Annotated in this window: 20 protein-coding genes and 1 pseudogene; 10 read left to right on the top strand and 11 right to left on the bottom strand. The window is 63.9% G+C overall.

What is annotated here, in order from left to right; all coding sequences use genetic code 11:
* Positions 1 to 12 precede the first annotated feature (12 nt).
* The 4 genes from J0I79_RS12225 to J0I79_RS12210 all read left to right on the top strand — a co-directional run bounded on the left by J0I79_RS12225 (position 13) and on the right by J0I79_RS12210 (position 3968).
* Complete coding sequence (locus J0I79_RS12225; protein WP_292858278.1) at positions 13 to 1119, top strand: ABC transporter substrate-binding protein; 1107 nt, start codon at positions 13 to 15, stop codon at positions 1117 to 1119.
* Positions 1120 to 1305: 186 nt separating this feature from the next.
* Positions 1306 to 2100, top strand: coding sequence for an ABC transporter permease subunit (locus tag J0I79_RS12220; RefSeq protein ID WP_292858354.1), 795 nt, complete (start codon positions 1306 to 1308; stop codon positions 2098 to 2100).
* Entirely contained in the window at positions 2097 to 2888 is a 792-nt protein-coding gene (locus J0I79_RS12215) for an ABC transporter permease (RefSeq protein WP_292858275.1), read from the top strand. The genes J0I79_RS12220 and J0I79_RS12215 overlap by 4 nt, the downstream gene beginning before the upstream one ends.
* 15 nt (positions 2889 to 2903) lie before the next feature.
* Positions 2904 to 3968, top strand: coding sequence for an ABC transporter ATP-binding protein (locus J0I79_RS12210; protein ID WP_292858272.1), 1065 nt, complete (start codon positions 2904 to 2906; stop codon positions 3966 to 3968).
* A gap of 230 nt (positions 3969 to 4198) precedes the next feature.
* On the opposite strand, the gene J0I79_RS12205 is transcribed toward J0I79_RS12210, so the two are convergent.
* A complete protein-coding gene (locus J0I79_RS12205) occupies positions 4199 to 4825 on the bottom strand; it encodes a glutathione S-transferase family protein (RefSeq protein WP_292858269.1) in 627 nt (208 codons plus the stop codon).
* A gap of 73 nt (positions 4826 to 4898) precedes the next feature.
* Here J0I79_RS12205 and J0I79_RS35110 point away from each other — a divergent pair.
* From J0I79_RS35110 to J0I79_RS12190, 3 genes and pseudogenes are all read left to right on the top strand, one after another.
* Positions 4899 to 5051, top strand: a pseudogene (locus J0I79_RS35110) (spermidine/putrescine ABC transporter ATP-binding protein); the annotation flags it as partial.
* Positions 5052 to 5340: 289 nt separating this feature from the next.
* Positions 5341 to 6171 (top strand): SGNH/GDSL hydrolase family protein, encoded by an 831-nt coding sequence (locus tag J0I79_RS12195; RefSeq protein WP_292858261.1) that lies wholly within the window; start codon positions 5341 to 5343, stop codon positions 6169 to 6171.
* The gene (locus J0I79_RS12190) at positions 6168 to 7019 is read left to right on the top strand and encodes an SDR family oxidoreductase (protein WP_292858258.1); all 852 of its coding nucleotides are present in this window, start codon (positions 6168 to 6170) and stop codon (positions 7017 to 7019) included. The genes J0I79_RS12195 and J0I79_RS12190 overlap by 4 nt, the downstream gene beginning before the upstream one ends.
* Here J0I79_RS12190 and J0I79_RS12185 read toward each other — a convergent pair.
* The gene (locus tag J0I79_RS12185) at positions 7013 to 7639 is read right to left on the bottom strand and encodes a TetR/AcrR family transcriptional regulator (RefSeq protein ID WP_292858256.1); all 627 of its coding nucleotides are present in this window, start codon (positions 7637 to 7639) and stop codon (positions 7013 to 7015) included. The two genes, J0I79_RS12190 and J0I79_RS12185, sit on opposite strands and share 7 nt — an antisense overlap.
* A gap of 231 nt (positions 7640 to 7870) precedes the next feature.
* On the opposite strand from J0I79_RS12185, the gene J0I79_RS12180 reads away from it, so the two are divergent.
* From J0I79_RS12180 to J0I79_RS12170, 3 genes are all read left to right on the top strand, one after another.
* On the top strand, positions 7871 to 9424 hold the full coding sequence (locus J0I79_RS12180; RefSeq protein ID WP_292858253.1) for a sodium:proton antiporter: 1554 nt from the start codon (positions 7871 to 7873) through the stop codon (positions 9422 to 9424).
* A gap of 171 nt (positions 9425 to 9595) precedes the next feature.
* Complete coding sequence (locus J0I79_RS12175; protein WP_292858250.1) at positions 9596 to 10510, top strand: endonuclease/exonuclease/phosphatase family protein; 915 nt, start codon at positions 9596 to 9598, stop codon at positions 10508 to 10510.
* Position 10511: 1 nt separating this feature from the next.
* Positions 10512 to 11357 carry an EamA family transporter gene (locus tag J0I79_RS12170; protein WP_292858247.1) on the top strand — a complete coding sequence of 282 codons (846 nt, stop codon included), beginning with the start codon at positions 10512 to 10514 and terminating at the stop codon, positions 11355 to 11357.
* A gap of 4 nt (positions 11358 to 11361) precedes the next feature.
* On the opposite strand, the gene J0I79_RS12165 is transcribed toward J0I79_RS12170, so the two are convergent.
* The 9 genes from J0I79_RS12165 to J0I79_RS12125 form a co-directional block, all read right to left on the bottom strand.
* Positions 11362 to 12579, bottom strand: a complete 1218-nt coding sequence (locus J0I79_RS12165; protein WP_292858244.1) for an MFS transporter — start codon at positions 12577 to 12579, stop codon at positions 11362 to 11364.
* Positions 12580 to 12669: 90 nt separating this feature from the next.
* The gene (locus tag J0I79_RS12160; RefSeq protein ID WP_292858241.1) at positions 12670 to 12987 is read right to left on the bottom strand and encodes a Dabb family protein; all 318 of its coding nucleotides are present in this window, start codon (positions 12985 to 12987) and stop codon (positions 12670 to 12672) included.
* Positions 12988 to 13005: 18 nt separating this feature from the next.
* Positions 13006 to 14634 carry a choline dehydrogenase gene (locus J0I79_RS12155; protein ID WP_292858238.1) on the bottom strand — a complete coding sequence of 543 codons (1629 nt, stop codon included), beginning with the start codon at positions 14632 to 14634 and terminating at the stop codon, positions 13006 to 13008.
* Positions 14635 to 14646: 12 nt separating this feature from the next.
* Complete coding sequence (locus J0I79_RS12150; protein ID WP_292858235.1) at positions 14647 to 15408, bottom strand: 3-ketoacyl-ACP reductase; 762 nt, start codon at positions 15406 to 15408, stop codon at positions 14647 to 14649.
* A 160-nt stretch (positions 15409 to 15568) separates the two neighbouring features.
* On the bottom strand, positions 15569 to 17083 hold the full coding sequence (locus J0I79_RS12145; RefSeq protein WP_292858232.1) for a GMC family oxidoreductase: 1515 nt from the start codon (positions 17081 to 17083) through the stop codon (positions 15569 to 15571).
* Between the two features lie 68 nt (positions 17084 to 17151).
* Positions 17152 to 18267 carry an ABC transporter ATP-binding protein gene (locus tag J0I79_RS12140; RefSeq protein WP_292858229.1) on the bottom strand — a complete coding sequence of 372 codons (1116 nt, stop codon included), beginning with the start codon at positions 18265 to 18267 and terminating at the stop codon, positions 17152 to 17154.
* Positions 18268 to 18271: 4 nt separating this feature from the next.
* Positions 18272 to 19222 (bottom strand): carbohydrate ABC transporter permease, encoded by a 951-nt coding sequence (locus tag J0I79_RS12135; RefSeq protein ID WP_292858226.1) that lies wholly within the window; start codon positions 19220 to 19222, stop codon positions 18272 to 18274.
* Positions 19219 to 20175, bottom strand: coding sequence for a sugar ABC transporter permease (locus J0I79_RS12130; protein ID WP_292858224.1), 957 nt, complete (start codon positions 20173 to 20175; stop codon positions 19219 to 19221). The genes J0I79_RS12135 and J0I79_RS12130 overlap by 4 nt, the downstream gene beginning before the upstream one ends.
* 73 nt (positions 20176 to 20248) lie before the next feature.
* The coding region (locus J0I79_RS12125) for an ABC transporter substrate-binding protein (protein ID WP_292858222.1) at positions 20249 to 21347 on the bottom strand (1099 nt) is incomplete at its 5' end.

The following is a 21347-nucleotide window of genomic DNA, read 5'->3' as shown; positions in this document are numbered from 1 at the left end:
CGGAGAGAACACATGTTCAAATTCACGGGGAAAGTGCTTTCCCTTTCGGCCGCGACCCTGATGGTGTCGTCGGTGATTTCGTCCGCGGCTTCGCTGGATGATCTCGTCAAGGCCGCGAAGGCGGAAGGCCAGCTCACCACGATCGCCCTGCCGCATGACTGGTGCGGATACGGCGACGTCATCGCCGGCTTCAAGGCGAAGTATCCGGAGATCACCATCAACGAACTCAACCCCGACGCCGGCTCGGGCGACGAAGTCGAGGCGATCAAGGCCAACAAGGACAACAAGGGCCCGCAGGCTCCCGACGTCATCGACGTCGGCCTGTCCTTCGGTCCGACCGCCAAGGCCGACGGCCTGCTGATGCCCTACAAGGTGTCGACCTGGGACTCGATCCCGGACAGCGCCAAGGATGCCGACGGCGCCTGGTACGGCGACTATTACGGCGTTCTCTCGTTCATGGTGAACAAGGACCTCGTCAAGGAATCGCCGAAGGACTGGGCTGATCTCCTGAAGCCGGAATTCGCCAACTCGGTCGCCGTCGCCGGTGATCCGCGCGCTTCGAACCAGGCCATCCAGGCGGTCTATGCCGCCGGTCTGTCGACGGGCGCCGCCGCTGGCGAAGCCGCCGGCACCGCTGGCCTCGACTTCTTCAAGAAGCTCAACGCCGCTGGCAACTTCGTCCCCGTCGTCGGCAAGCCCGCGACGCTCGCCCAGGGCCAGACCCCGATCCTGATCAACTGGGACTACAACGCGCTCGCCGGCCGCGACACGCTGAAGGGCAACCCGCCCGTCGACGTCGTCGTGCCGAAGAGCGGCGTCGTCGCCGGCGTCTACGTGCAGGCGATCAGCGCCTACGCGCCGCATCCGAATGCAGCCAAGCTCTGGATGGAATACCTCTATTCCGACGAAGGCCAGATCGGCTGGCTGAAGGGCTACTGCCACCCGATCCGCTTCAACGACCTTGCCAAGAACGGCAAGATCCCGGCGGACGTGCTGGCCAAGCTGCCGCCGGCGGAAGCCTATGCCGCGGCCGCGTTCCCGTCGCTCGACGAACAGGCCAAGGCCAAGGAAGCCATCAGCAAGAACTGGGACGCCGTTGTCGGCGCCAACGTCAAGTAAGACTTGAAATCCACCGGGCGGCCCGAGGCCGCCCGGCTTTCCCTCGAAGACGGTAGCCGGCGCATGACCGATCTCTCGCTTTCAAATCAGACACTTGCCACTAGACCCGCGCCCCCGAAGGAGGCGACGGCGTTCCGTTTGCCGACGCAATGGATCGGCGTGGCGCCATTCTTCATCTTCGCCCTGATGTTCCTGATCCTGCCCACGCTCTACCTCGTCGTGGGCGCGTTTCAGCGCGGGGATGGCTCCTTCACGCTGGACAACATCCTGCAGCTGGTCAGCGATCCGTCGATCAGCAGTTCCTACTGGGTTTCGATCAAGATCAGTTTCTGGTCGGCCATCATCGGTGCTTTCGCCGGACTGGCAATCGCCATCGCGATCGTGCGCGGCGGCCTGCCGAGCTGGACGCGTTCGGCCACGCTCACCTTTTCCGGCGTCGCCTCGAATTTCGCCGGCCTGCCGCTTGCCTTCGCCTTCCTGGCGACGCTCGGCCGTGTCGGCATCGTCACCACCTTGCTGCGTGACGTCCTCAACATCAACATCTACGCGATGGGGTTCAATTTCCTGACCACATCGGGCCTGATCGCGGTCTATCTGTTCTTCCAGATCCCGCTGATGGTGGTCATTATCGTGCCGGCCATCGACGGCTTGAAGAAGGAATGGGGCGAGGCGGCGGCCACGCTCGGTGCCACGCAGTCGCAGTACTGGCGCATGGTCGTCATCCCCGTGATATGGCCGAGCTTCCTCGGCACTGTCATCCTGTTGTTCGCCAATGCCTTCGGCGCCATCGCGACGGCCTATGCGTTTGCCGGCCCGGCGCTCAATATCGTTCCCATCAAGCTCTACTCGCAGATCAATGGCGACGTGCTGCACAACCCGCAGCTCGGCTATGCCATCGCTTTCGGCATGATCGTCATTACCGGGCTTGCCAACGTCTTCTACATCTGGTTCCGGACCCGCTCCGAGAGGTGGCTCAAATGAAGTCGGGCAAATTCTGGGCCTGGGTCGTCTTCATCGTCGGCGCGGCCTATTTCTTCATACCGCTGATGGCGACGGTCGAGTTCTCGCTGCGCATGCGCCGCGGCGTCCACTCTTTCGACGCCTACCAGATCGTGCTGGGCGATGCGCGCTTCCAGTCGACCTTCCTGTATTCGGTGATCGCGGCCGTCTTCACCATCGTACTCGGCGTGCTGATCGTGGTGCCGGCGGCTTACTGGATTCGGCTGCGCCTGCCGCAGCTCAGGCCGATCGTCGAATTCATCACGCTTTTGCCGCTGGTCATTCCGGCGATCGTCATCGTTTTCGGCTATATCAGGATGTACGGCTCGAATTCGCCGCTGCCGTTCCTGGGGAGCAATATGGGCGCCAACGCCTTGCTGGTCATCGGCTATGCGACGCTGTCGCTGCCTTACATGTATCGCGCCGTGGATACGGGGCTGCGCACCATCGACGTGCGCACACTGACGGAAGCAGCGCAGATTCTTGGCGCCGGCTGGGGCACCATCATCGGCCGCGTCATCCTGCCCAATGTGCTGATCGCGGTTCTGTCGGGCGCCTTCCTGACCTTCGCCATCGTCATCGGCGAGTTCACCATGGCCAGCCTGCTCAACCGGCCGGCCTTCGGACCCTACCTGCAGAACATCGGCGCCAACCGCGCCTATGAGCCGGCGGCCCTTGCCATCATCGCCTTCGCCATTACCTGGGGCTGCATGTCGCTGATCCAGATCCTGTCCCGTTTCGCGCCGAAATCCGCGAACCGCCCGAATTGAGCTGAGAGAAAAGCCATGGCCGAGCCATTCCTGTCCATCCAGCATGTGAGAAAGTCCTACGGTTCCAACACCGTGGTCCAGGATTTCAGCCTCGACGTCGAGCCGGGCGAGTTCGTCTCGTTCCTCGGACCATCCGGTTGCGGCAAGACCACGGTGCTGCGCATGGTCGCGGGCTTCGAGGAGCCGTCGGCGGGCAAGATCGTCGTCGCCGGCAAGGACATCACGCGGCTGAAGCCCAACCAGCGCAATGTCGGCATGGTTTTCCAGGCCTATGCGCTGTTTCCCAACCTCACCGTGGCGCAGAACATCGCCTTCGGCCTGAAGGTGGCCGGTATGGCGAAGGCCGACGCCGACAAGCGCGTCGCCGAGATGCTCGACATGATCAAGCTGCCGCAGATGGCCGACCGCTATCCCTACCAGCTCTCGGGCGGCCAGCAGCAGCGCATCGCGCTCGCGCGGGCAATTGCGCCGAAGCCCAAACTGTTGCTGCTCGACGAGCCGCTGTCGGCGCTGGACGCCAAGGTGCGCGTGTCGCTGCGCGAGGAAATCCGCTCGATCCAGAAGAAGCTCGGCATCACCACCATCTTCGTCACCCATGACCAGGAAGAGGCGCTCTCGATCTCCGACCGCATCGCGGTGATGTATGGCGGCAAGGCCGAGCAGGTGGCGACCCCGTTCGAGATCTACAACCGGCCGGCGACCAAGTTTGTCGCCAACTTCGTCGGCACGCTCAACGTGCTCGAAGGCAAGGTCACCGACGCCGCGTCGGGCAAGGTGCAGGTCAACACGCAGGAAGTTTCGCTCAAGGGCAAGCTCAACGGCTCGAAATCAGGCGACACGCTGTCCCTGGCGCTGCGGCCGGAGGCGATCTCGCTCGACCGCCAGCCCGGCCACGACACGAGCCTGTCTGGTGAAATCGCCGAAGTGCATTTCCTCGGCTCGGTCATCCGCGTGCGCGTCGGCATCGGCGGCAATACCGTATCGCTTGACACGTTCAACAATTCGGCCACGCCGCCGCCGGTCGTCGGCGAGAAGGCCGACATTTCCTTCGCGTCGGGCGACATGCTGGTCCTGCACTAGGCAGGCTGGCCGGTATTCGGTTGAGACCGGGCCGCAAACCACCGACCCCTGTGCTTGCGGTGCTTGCACACGAAAAGTGCGCTCGGCTCCGGCCTTCGCCGGCCGAAGCCCTCATAGGTGTTTGCGCTCTATGAAGGCTACGGCCGGCGTAGGCAGGCTCCAGGAATGAGCCATTGTCGAGGCGGGACACCTGGAATTTCGGCACACCGTGTCTCGCCAAGTTCGAACAGTCAGCCCGGCGCTGTAAACGGCTGCGAGATGGCCCGGAAAACAGGCAGCGCCTCCATCCGTGCGGCATGCGCGTGGAGCGCGGGGAAATCGGCCAGCGAAACCAGGCCCGGGTGCACCTCGCCGAGGAATCGCAGAACCACGGCCACGGCGACATCGGCGTGGCCTATGCGGTCGCCAAACCAATAAATGGTGATCCTGGTGACACGATCGGCTTCCAGCATGGCAAGCGCGCTCTCGATCTGGCGGCGGCAGCGTTCGGCCCATAGCTCCAGTGCCTCTTCCTGAAGCCGCTTTTCATAGAACAGGCTGACGATCTTCTCGCCGAGCACCATGGCCATGGCGGCGATCTTGAGGGCTGCGCGGCGGTCCGGCTCGGCAACCGGGAACATTCTCTTCTCGACCGGAACGAGACTGTCCAGATAGTCGAGAATCATGTGGCTTTCGATGAGTACCTCGCCATTGTCCAAAACCAGGGTCGGCACGCGTGTCAGCGGGTTGTAGCGGCGGATCTTGTCGGCATCGCCGAAGGCCGACCAGGGATGATGCTCGAAAGCGATGCCATGCAAGGCCAGCGCGATGCCGACGCGGCGAACGAAAGGCGAATCGTACTGGCCGATGAGGATCATGCCGGTGCTCTACGTCAGGGATGGTTCGAGAGCCAGAGGGCTTGAGTTTGGTGGCCAATCCACCGCATCCAAGGTCACCGACGCCGCGTCGGGCAAGGTGCAGGTCAACACGCAGGAAGTCTCGCTCAAGGGCAAGCTCAACGGCTCGAAGTCCGGCGACAAGCTGTCCCTGGCGCTGCGGCCCGAAGCGATCTCGCTCGACCGCCAGCCCGGCCACGACACGAGCCCGTGGCTTCCAAGCTTGCCGCATGTGTAGCGCGCGTCGGAGAAGACGCAGGTGACGCCAGCCGGCGTATCCGGTGTTGCGCAACCGGTCGATGAAATCCCCCTGGTTGACGGCCGTCTGCGTTGAGAGCGGGCAGTGTCCGTAGGCGCCGGAATCTGATGGAGATTCCGAGCCTTGCGAAATTCTTCAGTATTTTCAAGTTTTTAGCGGTCCGAGAACGCGAGTAGTGGCGTTCCTGAGACGCGGCTATCTATCACCTTACGCGGACAATCAGATGCGAGGTGAACCGATGCCGAACGAACAAGTGAACTGGCTCCTGAAGGTTATCCAGCCTGAGCGGAGTCTGGCCTCTCTCCCAGGCGGCGTGAATTTCGGCCAGGACGTTCATGCAGCGCTGCTTGGCCTTCCGGTCGAGGTCTACGCGGCCGAACTTGGCCGCCTGCAAAGGGAGGCCTCGGAGGCGGCCAGCGCCCTGCTCGCGGACGAGGCCGTGGGATCGATGATCGATCGCCTGCCCCTTCGCAGGGGAGCCAAAATCGTGGTGTTCGGCGACAGCTTGACCTCAGACCCGCAGTCCTGGGCGGTCATTCTGAGGGAAATGCTGATGATGCGCCGCGGCGCCGAGGAGATTTCGGTGACCATCAGCGCCGTGGCTGGTGAGACGACCACCCACGGCCTCGTCCGGTTCGCAGAGATTGCAAATGCGCAGCCGGACTGGGTCCTCTTCCTGTTCGGCACCAATGACGCACGCACGCAGGGCCCACACCCCACCAAGACGCTCATTCACCGCGAGGAGACCGCGCGCAACATCGCGGAATTGCGTCAGCGCGTTGCCGGAGAGACGAGGGCCAGCTCTGTCTGGATCACTCCGCCCGCGGTCAATGAGGCGCAGGTCGCGGCCCATTGGGGGCTTGCCAGATTCGGGGTTCGGTTCCGCAATGAAGACCTGGAACGGGTGGCCGGGATCATCCACGACGGCGATACGCCGGTCATCGATGTCTTCGCCGCGCTGGGCACTCCGCCGCCTCCCGACCTCATGGTCGACGGTCTGCATCTCACTCTCGCCGGCCAGAAGCGAATGGCGCTCGAGGTGATCCGTGGCTGGAGCAAACTGAAATGAAGTACCTCGTCATTGGCGCTACGGGAAACATCGGCGCCCGGGTGGCCCAGCGCCTCATCAACTCCGGGGCACGTCCATCCGTTTTCGTCCGCAACGAAAAGCGGGCCAAAGCGCTTTTCGGCGACCGGGCCGACATCCATATCGGAGACCTCGAAAACCCCGGTTCCTCGCTGGACAGGGCGATGGCCGGAGTCGACGGGATATTCCTCGTCACGGACGGATCGGATCTCGAGAAGCGAGATCGCGCGGTCTCCTTCGCCGCCAGCCATGCGGGCGTCCGACATGTGGTCAAGCTCTCCACGCTGGACGTGCGAACCGGGATCGGCACTGGCGCATGGCACGCGCGGGGCGAGGATGCAATTCGGGAGAGCGGGGTGGCGTTCACCTTCCTTCAGGCAGCCGGATTCATGTCCAACGCACTCGGTTGGTCGCAGTCTATCCGCCGGGACGGCGTGCTGCGCTCATCCACCGGTGAGGGCAGGATCGCATTCATTCATCCAGACGACATCGCTGCCGTCGCTACAGCCTGCCTGACAACTCGCGATCACCGCGGCCAGGCCCTTGTGATCACCGGCCCCGAGGCGCTGTCGTATGGGGAGATGGCAGCCACGATCGGCAAGGCTATCGGCAAGCCGGTTCGCTTTGAGGACATAACAGACGGGCAGGCATACGCCCGCACCGTCGAATGGGCCGGGAAGGGCGCCTATGCGGATGCTCTCGTGGACATCTGGCGAGCGGTGCGCGAGGGCCGGCTCGATACGGTGACGGATGGCGTAAAGCGGATAACCGGGCGGGAACCGATCCCGTTCGATCGGTGGGCCAAGGAGAATGCCGCGTCGTTTCAGTAGTGTTTCGGTGCGTTGCCTTGAAAGGAATTCACGTAGGCCACTACAGTGCGGATTGCCTCGCTCTTTGCGCCATCGCGCGAGAGTGGCGCATGCTCTCCCACATGCACGAGCGATTCCACCATGCGGGGCAGCACAAAAAGCATCCGCTCCGCCTCGTCGAGGCTGTACCGTTCCGGGTCGTCCGCGCGTGACAGGACTTGCCCGAAGGTCTGATGCAACGCGTTCCTGAAGCCGATCGCGCTCTGCGGAACAGCGGACGCGACAATGTCGTGCAGTTCGGCACCTTCCAGGTGCGCGTTCACCAGGCCCAGGACGAGTTCACGCGCGAATTCCTCCAGCGAAGCCGACGCGCAGCCAGCCATCGTCTGCCTGATGACCTGCCGCACCTCATCGACATGTCGGTCGTGAAGGGCCGCGAAGATCGCGCGCTTGTCGGGGAAGTACTGATACAGCGACCCGACGCTGACGCCGGCAACCTCCGCGATGCGGTTGGTGGTAATGGCCCGCGTCCCATGTCGTTTGGCCACAAGCCGGACCGCCTCAAGCACGACATCAACAGTCTGCCGCGAGCGTTGCTGCTTCGGCGTACGCCGCGTAAGGGTTCTTCCTGCGGTCTGCATGCTGCCTTGCTGTCTGAAGTCGCCTGACCCTCGGCACGGACGATAACAGTTGCAACGCCTCCAAACAACGTCGAGGCAGTGACTCGGCCACGAACGCAGGCGAGCCGTACCGGCCGATGAAGATCATCCCAACGCCTAAGCGTGAGACTTGCAAGCAAGACCTGCTGGACAATCGATGCCATCCTGTCACCTTGTCACCGCCAACCGACTTTCAGCCGCGACGATGTTTTCATGGCCCTTTTCGAACTGACGCTCATTCTGTTGCTGGTCGCCGTCGCGCTGACGGCGCTGTCGCGGCGGCTGGAGATTCCCTATCCGTCTCTGCTGGCGCTGGCCGGCGTCGCCATCGCCTTCGTCCCCGGTGCGCCGACGATCGAGATCGATCCGGAACTGGCGCTCGCGCTGTTCATCGCGCCGGTGCTGCTCGACGCTGCCTATGATACGTCGCTGCGCGACCTGAAACGCTACCGGCTGTCGCTGCTGCTGCTGGCGCTCGGCGCCGTGGTCTTCACCACCGTGATCGTCGCCTTTGTCGGCTGGAAGATGGCCGGCCTGCCGATCGCGGCGGCGATCGCGCTCGGCGCTATCGTCGCCCCGCCGGATGCCGTCGCGGCCAGCGCCGTGCTCGGCCAGTTCAAGGTGCCGCACCGCCTCACCGCCATCCTGCAGGGCGAGAGCCTGCTTAACGACGCGACGGCGCTGCTGATCTACCGGCTGGCGGTTTCGGCGGCGCTCGGCTCGATCATGCTGAGCAACGCCGTTCCAACGATCCTGCTGTCGACGATCGGCAGCGTGGCCGCCGGTTACCTGTCCGGCCGCTTCTCGCTGCTGACGCTCACCCGCATCGAGGATGCGGCAAGCAGCACGGTGGTGCAGTTTGCCGGAACCTTCGCCGTCTGGATCATCGCCGACAAGCTCGGCCTTTCAGCCATCATCACCATCGTCGTGTATGCCATCACCATTGCGCGCAGGGCGCCCCGGCGCATGTCGGCGCGGCGGCGCGTCAGCACCTATTCGGTCTGGGAATCGGCCGTTTTCGTGCTCAATGTGCTGGCCTTCGTGCTGATGGGCCTGCAGGCGCGCTCGATCATCGGCCGGCTCTCCGGCGAGGGCCAGGGAGAAGCCTTTCTGTTCGCCGCGACGGTGCTGGTCGTCGTCATCGTGGCGCGTCTGGTCTGGGTGGGCAGTTACGTTGCGATCATGCGATGGTTTGCCCGCCCGGACGAGGAAGGCCGACTGGTCGATGCCCCGACATTCCGCGGCGCCGTGCTGGTCGGCTGGTGCGGCATGCGGGGGTTGGTGACGCTGGTGGTGGCGATTGCGCTGCCGGCGGGCTTTCCCGGCCGCGATCCGATCGTGCTTGCCGCCTTCGCCGTGGTGCTGGGAACGCTCGTGCTGCAAGGCATGACGCTGAAGCCGCTGCTGCGGATCCTCAACTTCGAACCGGACACGACCGTGGATCGGGAGGTGGCTCAGGCGCGCGTCGCGGTCATGCAGGCGGCGCTCGATGTGCTCAGCCGCAAGACGTCGGCAGCGGCCGCCGTGGTGCGCGAACAGTATGAGGCTCAGCGTCTCATCGCGGAAAATCCGGAGGATGCCCAGGCCGCGACCGAATATGACCGCCTGCGCCTCTACGCCATCAACCGCCAGCGCGACACGCTCGAGGAGTTGCGCCGCAACGGCACGATCGGCGACGAGGCCTATCACCGGCTGGAAGAAGAGATCGACTGGGCCGAGCTCGCCGCGTCGCCCGCTGGACGGTTCCAGCCCCTGACGACCTATTAGGCAAGTCCCGTCTTTTTCCGACGCGAGCAGGATACCGGAACAATCCGGAATCGATGCATCATCGTGCCTGGGGGAGGGCGAGTTCTGGCACAAGCCGCTCCCATTCGCCTGCACATTGCAACCAATTTGATGAACCGCTACTGCCTTCACGGAAATTGAGCCGATTAATCAATGAAGCTTGTCAGCTACAACATTCAGTACGGGTTCGGCGGCGATGGCCGCTACGATCTTTCGCGCGCGGCGCGCATCGTTGCCGGCGCCGATATCATCGCGCTGCAGGAGGTCGAGCGGCACTGGCAGCGCAGCAATTTCGACGACCAGCCCGAAATCCTGTCCGGCCTGCTGCCGGATTATCATTGGGTGTATGGGCCTGCCTTCGACATGGACGCCAGCGAACGCCGGGATGGCCGGATCGTCAACCGCCGCCGCCAGTTCGGCACCATGGTGCTGTCGAAGCTGCCGATCGTCTGGTCGCGGCTGCATGCGCTGCCGATGCGCCGCACCTTGCGGCCGCTCAACACGCGCAACGCGGCGCTGGAATGCATGATCCGCACGCCGGCGGGGCCGGTGCGGATCCTGTCGCTTCATCTCGCCCATATCGCCGCCGAGGAGCGGCTGGAGCAGATCGACTATCTCATGGCCGAACATCGCCGGGCGCCTTCCGATGGCGGCCCTTGGAGCGGCATGGACGACGAGCCGTCGCGCAACTGGACCAGCGGCGAGGCCGAACCGGAAAATCCGCCGGCGGCGATCTGGATGGGCGATTTCAACATGGAGCCGGGCAGCGCTGAGTACCGTCGCATCGTCGGCAGCACGCCGTATCATCGTGGCGCGGCCTATCTGGACGGTTTCGTCGATGCCGCCGCCATGGCGATCGAACCGGGTGATGACTTCCACACGCATGAGAAGATCATCGATGGCAGGCTGGCAAAGCGCCGGCTCGACCATTGCTTCGTCGGCGGCATGTTCGCCGGGCGGGTCCGCTCGGTCGGGTCGGACATTGGCGAGGTGGCGTCCGATCATTTCCCGGTCCGTGTCGACATCGATCTCGAAACACCTTTCGGCCTGGGAGGTCGACAAGCCTGAAATGACGCTCTTCGTCTTCTTCGCGGTGCTCGCGGCCGCCGCCATGCATGCGATCTGGAACGCGCTGGTCAAGGTCCATCTCGACCGTTTCCTGTCGATTACGCTGATGACGCTGGGCATGGGATTTGCCGCTTTGTTCGCGCTGCCCTTCGTCGAGGTGCCGAAAGCGGAGGTCTGGCCCTACATCATCGCTTCCGTCATTCTCCACATGGGCTACCGCACCTTCCTCATCGGCGCCTACCAGGCCGGCGACTTCGCCCAGACCTATCCGCTGGCGCGTGGCACCGCACCCTTGCTCGCCGCGATCGGCGGCATGTTCGTGGTCGCCGAAGTGCCGGCGCCGCTTGCCATAGTCGGCATCCTGCTTTTGTCGGCCGGCACGCTGGTGATGTCGTTTCGCGGCGGCGCGCATCTGGAGAAGCTCAATCTGCGCGCGGTCGGCTTTGCCTTCGGCACCTCGGTCTTCATCGCCAGCTACACGCTGTCGGATGGCAGCGGCGCGCGGCTGGCGGCCACCGCGCAGAGCTACGCCGCCTGGCTGTTCGTCTGCGACGCCCTTGGCGCCCTGGTCCTGTGCCTCATCTTTCGCGGACCAAGCGCGCTTCCCGTGCTGGCGCGCGACTGGAAGACCGGGCTGTTCACCGGCGTGCTCAGCGGCGCGGCCTACTGGATCGTGATGTGGGCGATGACCAAGGCGCCGATCGCCTCGGTGGCGTCGCTGCGGGAGACCTCGATCCTGTTCGCCATGCTGATCTCGGTCTATGCGCTGGGCGAGAAGATGACCGGCTGGCGCGGCGCGGCCGCGCTCAGCATTGTTGCCGGCGTGATCGCGCTGCGACTGGGCTGACCCTTCAGCCCAGCACCGTCATCACTTGGCCGCGCCGTTCCGGGCTGAAGCGGATGACGACGATGATGCAGACGGCGACCACGCTGGCGAAAAGCGCCAGCGCATAGCCATAGCTGCTGCCGGGGGCTTCGGCGATGCCGGCCTGATATGGTCCGCCATAGGACGCCGCGAGATTGCCGGCCTGATAGATGAAGCCGGGCAGGGTCGCGCGCACGGCGCCCGGCGAAAGCTCGTTGAGATGGACGGGGATGACGCCCCAGGCACCCTGCACCGCGACCTGCATGACGAAGGCGCCGACGGCCAGCATGAAAGGCGTCGTGCTGTAGGCCCAGAGCGGAATCGCCGGCAGGGCGATGATGCAGGCGAGTGTGATGGCGTTGATGCGGCCGATCTTTTCGGACAGCGCGCCGAAGGCCAGGCCGCCGACGATGGCGCCGAGATTGGCGACGATGGTGATCCAGCTCACCGTGTGCGGATCGAAGCCGTGCTGCTTCTTGAGGAAGGTCGGATAGAGGTCCTGTGTGCCATGGCTGAAGAAGTTGAAGAACATCATCAGCACCACGGCATAGAGGGCGACGCCCCAGTGCTTCTGCAGCGTTTCCAGCAATCCCGGTTTGACGGACTTCTGCGCCTCGACGAAGGCCGGGGATTCCGGCACATGCGAGCGGATGAAGAGCACGATCAGGGCGGGAACGAAGCTCAGCAGGAACATGGCGCGCCAGCCGACCGTGTAGCCGCCGATCGTCTGCTGGTAGAGCAGGCCGTAGACCACGGCCGCCAGGAGGTAGCCGGCCGGATAGCCGCATTGCAGGATGCCCGAGACCATTCCGCGCGCCTGGGGCGGGATGGATTCCATGGCGAGCGAGGAGCCGAGCCCCCACTCGCCGCCCATGGCGATGCCGAACAAGGCGCGCAACGCCAGGAAGATGCCGAGATTGGGCGAGAAGGCGGCAAGGGCGCCGATCACCGAATAGCTGACGATGTTGAGCATCAGGATCGGCTTGCGTCCGTATTTGTCGGCCAACATGCCAAAGAAGAACGCGCCGATGAAGCGCGTCGCCAAGGTCAGGAACAATGCCTTCGACACCGCGGGAACGTCGGTATGGAACTCAGCCGCAATATCGGTGAGCAGAAATGTCAGCAGGAAGAAATCAAAAGCATCGAGTGTCCAGCCCAGGAATGAGGCCAGAACGGTTTTCTTCTGCTCGGCAGTGAGATTCAAGGCGTCCTCCTTTGGTTCCCCCAAAGGAACGATATGTCGCTCTGCTGACAAAAGAGAACAGCGATCAGCCGGCCTTCGAAAGGCCGGCGGTCACTTTTTCGTAATATCGAGGTCGAAGACCATCAGTCCGTCGGTGCCGCCTTCGAGAGCCGCGACCAGCCGCGCCCCGGCGCGCTGGTGCGCTTCGTGCACCAGATAGGCGTCACGGGCCGCCGCATCGCGAAAATCGATGGTGAAGCCGTCGCTGAAGCCGCGCGCGAAGGGCTCGGGGCTGACATTGGCGCTGAAATGCACTGCGCCCATGCCGTCTACGAGCTGCCGCAGCGCTTCCAGGTCGGCATGGATCGCCTTGCGTTCGCCGATGCCGACATCGTTGCGGAATTTGACGAAGACACAGTGCCTGATCATTCTTTTGTCCCTTTGAAGTTAAGCCGCCCGATTGCCGGAAAACACCGCCGGCGGCAGCGGCTCGCGGCCAAGGATCAGGTCGGCGCCCTTCTCGCCGACCATGATGGTCGGCGCGTTGGTGTTGGAGGAGGGGACGCGCGGCATCACCGAGGCATCGCACACCCGCAGGCCTTCGATGCCGCGCAGCCTGAGATCCGGCATCACCACGGCCATCTCGTCATGGCCCATGCGGCAGGTGCCGACCGGGTGATGGTCTGTCTTGGAGGTGCGGCAGGCATAGTCGACCAGTTCGTCGTCGCTGGCGAGCGACGGGCCGGGCAGGACTTCGCGCAGCACGTAGGGCGCAAGCGCCTTCTGCCGCATGATCTCGCGCGCCAGCCTGAGCCCCTTGAGCGACATGGCGCGGTCATACGGATCGGACCAGTAGTTGGGATCGATCAACGGATGGTCGGCCGGATCGGCGCTCCTTAGCCGCACCGTGCCGCGCGAGCGCGGCCGCAGGAAGGCGGAGTTCAACGTGACGCCGGGATTTCTCAGCTTCTCGACGCCAGCCTCGATGCCGGAGCCGAGGCCGAGATGGAACTGGATATCGGGCGAGGCAGCCGTGGGGTCGGCGTACCAGAAGCCGCCGGTCTCGAACAGGCTCGAGGCCACCGGCCCCTTCTTCAAAAGCAGATATTGCAGGCCGGCCCAGGCGGTGCGGTGCAGCTTGGCGTAATTGTCATAGGTGTGGTCGCCGGTGCATTCGGCGATGACGAAGAGGTCGAGATGGTCCTGCATGTTGGAGCCGACGCCGGGCAGGTCGTGCACCGGCGTAACGCCGACCGACTTCAGGTGATCGGCGGGGCCGATGCCGGACTGCATGAGGAGCTTCGGCGAGCCGATCGCGCCCGACGAGACGATGACCTCACGGTCGGCGCGCAGGATTTTCTTCTCGCCGCCCGGTCGGTCGACAACCTCCACGCCGATGGCGCGGCCCTTCTCGACGACGATGCGGGTGACCAGCACATCGGTTCTGACGGCAAGGTTCTTGCGGTCGCGGATCGGCTTGAGATAGGCGACCGAGGCTGAGGAGCGCCGCGCATCCTTCTGGGTCAGCTGGTAATAACCGACGCCCTCTTGGCTGGCGCCGTTGAAATCCGGGTTGAAGGGAATGCCCATCTCCTGGCCGGCGCGGAAATAGGCCTCGCAGATCGGCAGCGGTGAAATCGGGTTGGAGACGCCAAGCGGCCCCTGGTCGCCATGGAAATCGTTGGCATAGCGCTGGTTGTTCTCGGCGCGCTTGAAATAGGGCAGCACATCGCGATAGCCCCAGCCGGCAAGGCCCTCCTCCTTTTCCCAGGCGTCATAGTCGCGGGCATTGCCACGCGTGTAGATCTGGGCGTTGATGGAGGAGCCGCCGCCGACGACCTTGGCCTGCGTGTACCAGAAGACGCGGTCGTTCATGTTTTTCTGCGGCACGGTCGACCAGCCCCAGGACGCGATGCCCTTGGTCATCTTGGCGAAGCCGGCCGGCATGTGGATCAGGGGGTGCCAGTCCTTGCCACCAGCCTCGAGCAGCAGCACCGAGTTGGAAGAATCCTCGCTCAGCCGGTTGGCCAGAACACAGCCGGCTGGACCGGCGCCCACGATAATGTAGTCGGTCATTGTCTTGTCCATTCACAGCCGGGGCACGGAGAGCGCGCCGTCGACATTGATGATCGAGCCGGTCGAAAAACCGAGCTTTCCGGTGGCAAGCGTCGCCACCACGGCGCCGATGTCGGAGGCTTCGCCCCAGCGCTTGGCCGGCACCAGCCCGCTGTCGATCAAGGCATCGTATTTTGCGGTCACGCCCGCAGTCATGTCGGTGCGGATGATGCCCGGTCGCAGTTCGAACACGCCGATGCCTTCCGGCGCGAGCCGCAGGGCGAGGTTCTTCACCCACATGGAAAGCCCGGCCTTCGACATGCAGTATTCCGAACGTTCCGGCGAGGCCATTTCGGCGCTGACTGATGTAACGGTGATGATCGATCTTGCATGGGCGGACGGCGTGGCCAGCATCGTCTTGGCGACAGCCTGGCTCAGGAAGACGGTGCCGCGCAAATTGATGCCGAGCGTGCGGTCGAAATTCTCGGGCTTGAGTTCCAAAAGGTCGCCGCGCACCATGGCGCCGACGCCGGCATTGTTGACCAGGCAGTCGATATGGCCGAAGGCGTTTTTTGCGGCGTCGACAAGGGCTGCGTGGCACCCGAGATCGGCGATGTCGCATTGGGCGTAGGTTAATTTCGCACCGCGCGCGGTGATGTTTTCGACGAGCCCTTCGGGTGGTTTCTCGGCGAGGTCAGCTATCACGATGTTGAAGCCGACATCGGCGAGTGCTTCGGCACAGGCCAGCCCGATGCCGCGCGCGCCGCCGGTGATGATCGCTGCGGGGCGGGTCATCCGAGCATTTTCCCTTGGATGTCAGCGCTGCCCCTCATCCGCCTGCCGGCACCTTCTCCCCGTATAGGGACGGGGAGAAGGAAGATGGCCGCGACGCCGGCGACCCCCTCTCCCCGTCCTTCACGGGGAGAGGGTAAGGGTGAGGGGCGGCGCCGACGGATCATGCGAAGAGCTCCACCTTGCGGATATGATCCGCAACCCGCAGCGCCTGTGCGGCGATCGACAATGCCGGATTCACTGCCGCCGAATTCGGCAGGAAACTGGCATCGACGACGAACAGGTTCTGGTGGTCGAAGGCGCGGCAGAATGGATCCAGCGGAGAGGTCGCCGAGTCATCGCCCATCTTGACCGTGCCGCACTGGTGCGACGGCGTGCGCTTGTCGAAGGGGCGCGACAGCACGATCGGGTAGCCGCAGGCACGCAGGTTCTCGCGCATCACCTTGGTCAGGCCTTCCAGCGACTGCATGTTGGAACGCCGCCACTGCATGACGATATCCTTGCCGTCGACCATGATGCGGCTTTCGGGATCGGGCAGGTCCTCGCACATCAGGTACCAGTCGACGGCGTGCCGGGCCATGTAGTCGAGCGCGAATTTCGGCACCGTCTTCACATTGGCCTTCAGCATGTTGCCGTCGATCTTGCCGAGCAGCTGCACATTGCCCAGCGGTTTGCCACCCTTGCCATCGGAGAGATAGTAGTCGTTGAGCATCAGCGTCTTCTGGTAGACGCTGTCGTTGCGCCGGCGCGGATCGATGGCCAGCATCGCGCTCGAATTGTGGTTCATGAAATTGCGGCCGACCTGGTCGGAGCGGTTGGCCAGGCCCTTGCCGCCCTTGGCCCCGGCAGGCGCGGGAGAGCGCAACAGGATGACGGCCGAATTGACTGCGCCAGCCGACAGGATCACCAGCTTCGGCAAAACCCTCTTCGCCTCGCCGTTCTGGCGGTAATGCACAGCCGCGATGGTTTTGCCATCGGGAGCGGTCTCGAGATACTCGACAGAGGCGCCGGTCTCGAGCCGGATATTGCCGTCCTTGAGGGCTTCGGCCAGCGGCGCGGTCTGGGCGTCCATCTTGCCCTGTCCGGTGTTGGGGAAAGCGTCCCAACCGGTCTTGCCGTCCTTCAGCCAGGTCTCGATATCGACGCCGAGCGGCAGCGATGCCGGGTGCAGGCCGAGGCTTTTCAACTCGGCGCGGGCGCGCGCGATCGGCGCCTCGTCGGGCACCGGCTTGTAGGCATAGGGGATGGAGTGGAACGGTTCCGTGGGGTCCTCGCCCAGCGAGCCGCGTACGCGGAAAAGCTGTTCGGCCCTGGAATACCACGGCTCGAACTCGTCATACGAAAACGGCCACGCGGGAGAGATGCCGCCGAAGTGCTCCATGACGGCGAAGTCTTCCTTGCGGTAGCGGATCAGCACCGCGCCGAAGAATTTGGAATTGCCGCCGACATAATAGTAATTGCCGGGGTTGAAGGAGGCGCCGCCAGCCTCGCGCCACATCTCTTTCGGCCGATAATGCTCGTCGAGGAAAATGGCGCGTGTGTCGCGCGCATGCGGCGTTGCCGGCAGCGGCTCGCCGCGCTCCAGCATCAGGATCGAAGCGCCACTGCCGGCCAGACCGGAGGCGATCGTGGCGCCGCCTATGCCGGAGCCGATGATGACGATATCGGGGTTGGACATGGTCTAAGGATCTTTGTCTTGATGCATGTCGTTGCCCCAAAACCGGAACCACTTTCGGGCGACATGCATCAGCGGATACGGCTCTCGGTCGCCGGATCGAAGAACACTGCCTTGGTCAGGTTGAAGGCCAGCGGCGTGTTGGTGCCGGGCTGGATGTTGGCGTCGGCGCGCAGCCGTGCCACGACGCCCTTGCCGCCGAGGTTGGTGACGGCGAAAGTATCGGAGCCTGCCGGCTCAACCACCTCGATATGACAGTCGGCGGTGGCGATGTGCGAGGCGTTGCGCTCGGCGCCCTCCGGATCGGTCAGCGCCTCCGGGCGGACGCCGAAGATGACCGGCTTGCCCTTGAACGCGGACAGGCCGGCAGGCGCGTTGGCCATCGGCAACGAGATCGGCTGGCGGGCCTCGCGATCGAGCACGACGGCCAGATCGCCGCCATTGCCGCCGATGGTCGCCGGGATCAGGTTCATCGCTGGGGAACCCATGAAGTCGGCGACGAAGACATTGGCGGGGTTGTTGTAGATTTCCGCCGGCGTACCGAACTGCTGCACCTCGCCGTCGCGCATGACGGCGATCTTGGTCGCCAGCGTCATCGCCTCGATCTGGTCGTGGGTGACGTAGACGATGGTGGTGCCGGTCGTGGCGTGCAGGCGCTTGATCTCGATGCGCATGTCGACGCGCAGCTTGGCGTCGAGGTTGGACAGCGGCTCGTCGAACAGGAACAGCTTGGGGTCGCGCACCAGCGCCCGGCCCATGGCGACGCGCTGGCGCTGGCCGCCGGAAAGCTGGCTCGGCTTGCGGTTGAGGAGATGGCCGATCTGCAGGACTTTCGCCACCTTGTCGATCGCCTTCTGGCGCTCGTCGGCCGGCACGCCGCGCATTTCCATGCCGAAGGAGATGTTCCCGGCAACCGTCATGTTCGGATAGAGCGCATAGCTCTGGAACACCATGGCGATGTCGCGCTTGGAAGGGTGCAGATCGTTGACGGCGCGGCCGTCGATGCGGATCTCGCCCGAGGTGATCGTCTCCAGCCCGGCGATGGTGTTGAGCAGCGTGGACTTGCCGCAGCCGGAGGGGCCGACCAGAACCAGGAAACCGCCCTTTTCCAGTTCCAGATTGATCCCCTTGAGGATCTCGACCTGGCCGAAGCGCTTCCTCAGACCATCAATTTCCAGAAAAGCCATCGGTTTATCCTTTGACCGCGCCCGCCATCAGACCGCGCACGAAATAGCGGCCGGCGAGAACATAAACGAGAAGGGTGGGGAGGGCGGCGATCATCGCCGCCGCCATGTTGACGTTGTATTCGACGACACCGGTGGAGGTGTTGACGACATTGTTGAGCGCCACCGTCATCGGCATGGCGTCGCCGGTGCCGGCGTAGGCGGAAGCGAACAGGAAGTCGTTCCAGATGTTGGTGAACTGGTAGATGACGGTGACGACGAAGATCGGCATCGAGTTCGGCAGCATGATGCGCCGGAAGATCTGGAAGAACGAGGCGCCGTCGACCTGCGCGGCCTTCACGAGTTCGGTCGGGAACGCCTCGTAGTAGTTGCGGAAGAACAAAGTGGTGAAGCCGATGCCGTAGACGACGTGGACGAAGACCAGGTTCAATGTCGGATTGCCCAGGCCGAAGCTCGTGCCGACGGCATTCTGCAGCGTCACGCCGAAGCGGCCGAGACTGCCGAGGATCGTGGCCATCGGCAGCAGCACCGACTGGAACGGGATGAAGCAGGCAAACAGCATCAGCCCGAACACCAGCGTGTGTCCGCGAAAACGCCATTTGGTCAGCACATAGCCGTTGAGCGCGCCGAGCAGCGTCGAGATGATGACAGCTGGAACGACCATCTTGATGGAGTTCCAGAAATAGCCCTTGATGCCGGCGCAGGTGAGGCCGACGCAGGTCTCGCCCCAGGCCTTCAGCCAGGGATCGAAGGTCGGTGCCTTGGGCAGCGACAGCATGTTGCCGTTCTGGATCTCGTCCATGGTCTTGAAAGAGGTCACCAGCATGACGAACAGCGGCATCAGGTAGAACAGCGCGAACAGCGCCAGAAGCCCGTAGATGACGACGCGGTTGACGATCTTGACGTTCATGCCGCCGGAATCCTGCCGGGAACGGGCGGGTGTGGCCACAGTGCTCATCGCGGCTTCTCCCTGAGTTCCGAATAGAGATAGGGCACGATGATGGCGACGATGGTCATCAGCATGATCACGGCGCTCGCCGAGCCGACAGCCATCTCGTTGCGCTTGAAGGTGTATTCATACATGAAATTCGAAGGCAGCCAGGCCGAGCCTCCCGGGCCGCCTGACGTCAGCGCCACGACAAGGTCGTAGGACTTGATGGCAAGGTGCGCGAGCACGATGAAGGCCGACAGGAAGATCGGACGCAGGAGCGGAATGACGATGCGCCGGTAGAGCTGGAAGGTGGTGGCGCCGTCGATCTGCGCCGCCTTCATGATCTCGCCGTCAATGCCGCGCAGGCCGGCCAGGAACATCGCCATGATGAAGCCGGAGGCCTGCCAGACACCGGCAATGACCACCGTGTAGATGACGAAATCCTTGTTCTTGATCCAGTCGAAATGGAAGCTCGTCCAGCCCCATTGGTGCAGGGTCTGCTCCAGGCCGAGGCCGGGGTCGAGGAACCATTTCCAGGCGACGCCGGTGACGATGAAGGACAGCGCCATCGGGTAGAGGTAGATCGGCCGCAACACGCCTTCGCCGCGGATCTTCTGGTCGAGCAGGATGGCCAGGAACAGGCCGAGCGCCAGACAGATGGCGATGTAGAGGAAGCCGAAAATGCCCATATTGGTGATCGACGTGTACCAGCTCGATGGCGGGTCGGTGTCGAAGGTCCAGTTCCACAGCCTTTGATAGGCGCGCGCGCCTGTGATGGCGTAGGACGGGAAGGTCTTGGAGTTGGTGAAGGACAGATAGATCGTCCACAGGATGAAGCCGTAGACGAAGACGATGGTGATGGCGAAGCTCGGCGCCAGCACGATCTTGGGCAAGGCGTCCTGCAGCCGCGAGCGCATCGTGGCGCGGGGCCGTGCGTCTTCCGGCGTCAGCTTGATCTGGCTTGTGGCAACTGTGCTCATCGGGCTCCTCCCGTCGGCGTGCGGCCGGGAACCTTCCCCGCCGGAGCGGGGAAGGTCTTCTCGTGCGTGATGCTTACTTGGCGTCGTCGATTGCCTTGACCAGTTCGGTCACGGCTTCGTCCGAGGTCTTGATCTGACCGTGGACGAACTTGGAGACGACGTCCTTGTAGGCATTGGCGACGGCCGGAGGCGCACCATAGCCCTGGGCCAGCGAACCGAACAGCGTGCCGCCGTCATTGGCCTTCTTCAGGTCGGCGATGCCTTTCTTGCCGCAAGCGTCGAAGTCGGTGTCAGGCACGTCAGTACGGGCCGGAACCGAGCCCTTGACCACGTTGAACGCCGACTGGAAGCTCTTCGACAGGGTGGCGGTGGCCAGAGCGACCTGGGCGGCCTTGCGGTCGTCCGGAACGTTGAACATGCCGAACATGTCGGAGTTGTAGATCACCGAGCCGTCGGTGCCGGGGAAGCGGTAGCAGAGGAAGTCGGTGCCCGGGGTCTTGTTGGCGGCGTGGAATTCGCCCTTGGCCCAGTCACCCATCACCTGCACCAGCGCATCGCCCTTGATGACCATGGCGGTGGCGAGGTTCCAGTCGCGGCCCGAGAAGTTCGGATCGACATAGGTGACCAGCTTGGCGAGGTTGTCGAACGACTTCTTCATCGTGTCCGACTTGAGCGAGGCGTCGTCGAGGTCGTTCATCGCCTTCTTGTAGAAGTCCGGCCCGCCCGTCGACAGCACGACGGAATCGAACATGGTCGCTTCCTGCCAGTTCTGGCCGCCGAGCGCGAGCGGGGTCACGCCCGCTGCCTTGGCCTTGTCGAGCAGGGCGATGAAGTCGTCGAAGGTCTTCGGCTCGGTGCCGCCGATCTTGTCCATCACCGCCTTGTTGATCCACAGCCAGTTTACCGAGTGGACGTTGACCGGAGCCGCGACCCACTTGCCGTCATAGACCGAGAATTTCTGCAGGGCCGCCGGAACCGATTTGTCCCAGCCTTCCTTCTTGGCCGTCTCGGTCAGGTCGCCCATCACGCCTGCCTGAGCATAGTCGAGCACGGTATAGCCGAGCATCTGCGAGGCGGTCGGGTAGTTGCCGGCCGCGACCATTGCCTTCAGCGCGGTCATGGCCGCGTCGCCGCCGCCGCCGGCCACCGGCACGTCCTTCCAGGCGTAGCCT

The organism is Mesorhizobium sp. (assembly GCF_017306585.1).
Lineage (GTDB): Bacteria > Pseudomonadota > Alphaproteobacteria > Rhizobiales > Rhizobiaceae > Mesorhizobium.
Note: the sequence above shows the minus strand (reverse complement) of the source record. Positions and strands in the feature narration are given on the sequence as shown.

Bases quoted from the DNA above. Each gene is read 5' to 3' on its own strand.
- J0I79_RS12225 (WP_292858278.1), top strand. From the start codon at position 13: ATGTTCAAATTCACGGGGAAAGTGCTTTCCCTTTCGGCCGCGACCCTG.
- J0I79_RS12220 (WP_292858354.1), top strand. From the start codon at position 1,306: ATGTTCCTGATCCTGCCCACGCTCTACCTCGTCGTGGGCGCGTTTCAG.
- J0I79_RS12215 (WP_292858275.1), top strand. From the start codon at position 2,097: ATGAAGTCGGGCAAATTCTGGGCCTGGGTCGTCTTCATCGTCGGCGCG.
- J0I79_RS12210 (WP_292858272.1), top strand. From the start codon at position 2,904: ATGGCCGAGCCATTCCTGTCCATCCAGCATGTGAGAAAGTCCTACGGT.
- J0I79_RS12205 (WP_292858269.1), bottom strand. From the start codon at position 4,825: ATGATCCTCATCGGCCAGTACGATTCGCCTTTCGTTCGCCGCGTCGGC.
- J0I79_RS12195 (WP_292858261.1), top strand. From the start codon at position 5,341: ATGCCGAACGAACAAGTGAACTGGCTCCTGAAGGTTATCCAGCCTGAG.
- J0I79_RS12190 (WP_292858258.1), top strand. From the start codon at position 6,168: ATGAAGTACCTCGTCATTGGCGCTACGGGAAACATCGGCGCCCGGGTG.
- J0I79_RS12185 (WP_292858256.1), bottom strand. From the start codon at position 7,639: ATGCAGACCGCAGGAAGAACCCTTACGCGGCGTACGCCGAAGCAGCAA.
- J0I79_RS12180 (WP_292858253.1), top strand. From the start codon at position 7,871: ATGGCCCTTTTCGAACTGACGCTCATTCTGTTGCTGGTCGCCGTCGCG.
- J0I79_RS12175 (WP_292858250.1), top strand. From the start codon at position 9,596: ATGAAGCTTGTCAGCTACAACATTCAGTACGGGTTCGGCGGCGATGGC.
- J0I79_RS12170 (WP_292858247.1), top strand. From the start codon at position 10,512: ATGACGCTCTTCGTCTTCTTCGCGGTGCTCGCGGCCGCCGCCATGCAT.
- J0I79_RS12160 (WP_292858241.1), bottom strand. From the start codon at position 12,987: ATGATCAGGCACTGTGTCTTCGTCAAATTCCGCAACGATGTCGGCATC.
- J0I79_RS12155 (WP_292858238.1), bottom strand. From the start codon at position 14,634: ATGACCGACTACATTATCGTGGGCGCCGGTCCAGCCGGCTGTGTTCTG.
- J0I79_RS12150 (WP_292858235.1), bottom strand. From the start codon at position 15,408: ATGACCCGCCCCGCAGCGATCATCACCGGCGGCGCGCGCGGCATCGGG.
- J0I79_RS12145 (WP_292858232.1), bottom strand. From the start codon at position 17,083: ATGTCCAACCCCGATATCGTCATCATCGGCTCCGGCATAGGCGGCGCC.
- J0I79_RS12140 (WP_292858229.1), bottom strand. From the start codon at position 18,267: ATGGCTTTTCTGGAAATTGATGGTCTGAGGAAGCGCTTCGGCCAGGTC.
- J0I79_RS12135 (WP_292858226.1), bottom strand. From the start codon at position 19,222: ATGAGCACTGTGGCCACACCCGCCCGTTCCCGGCAGGATTCCGGCGGC.
- J0I79_RS12130 (WP_292858224.1), bottom strand. From the start codon at position 20,175: ATGAGCACAGTTGCCACAAGCCAGATCAAGCTGACGCCGGAAGACGCA.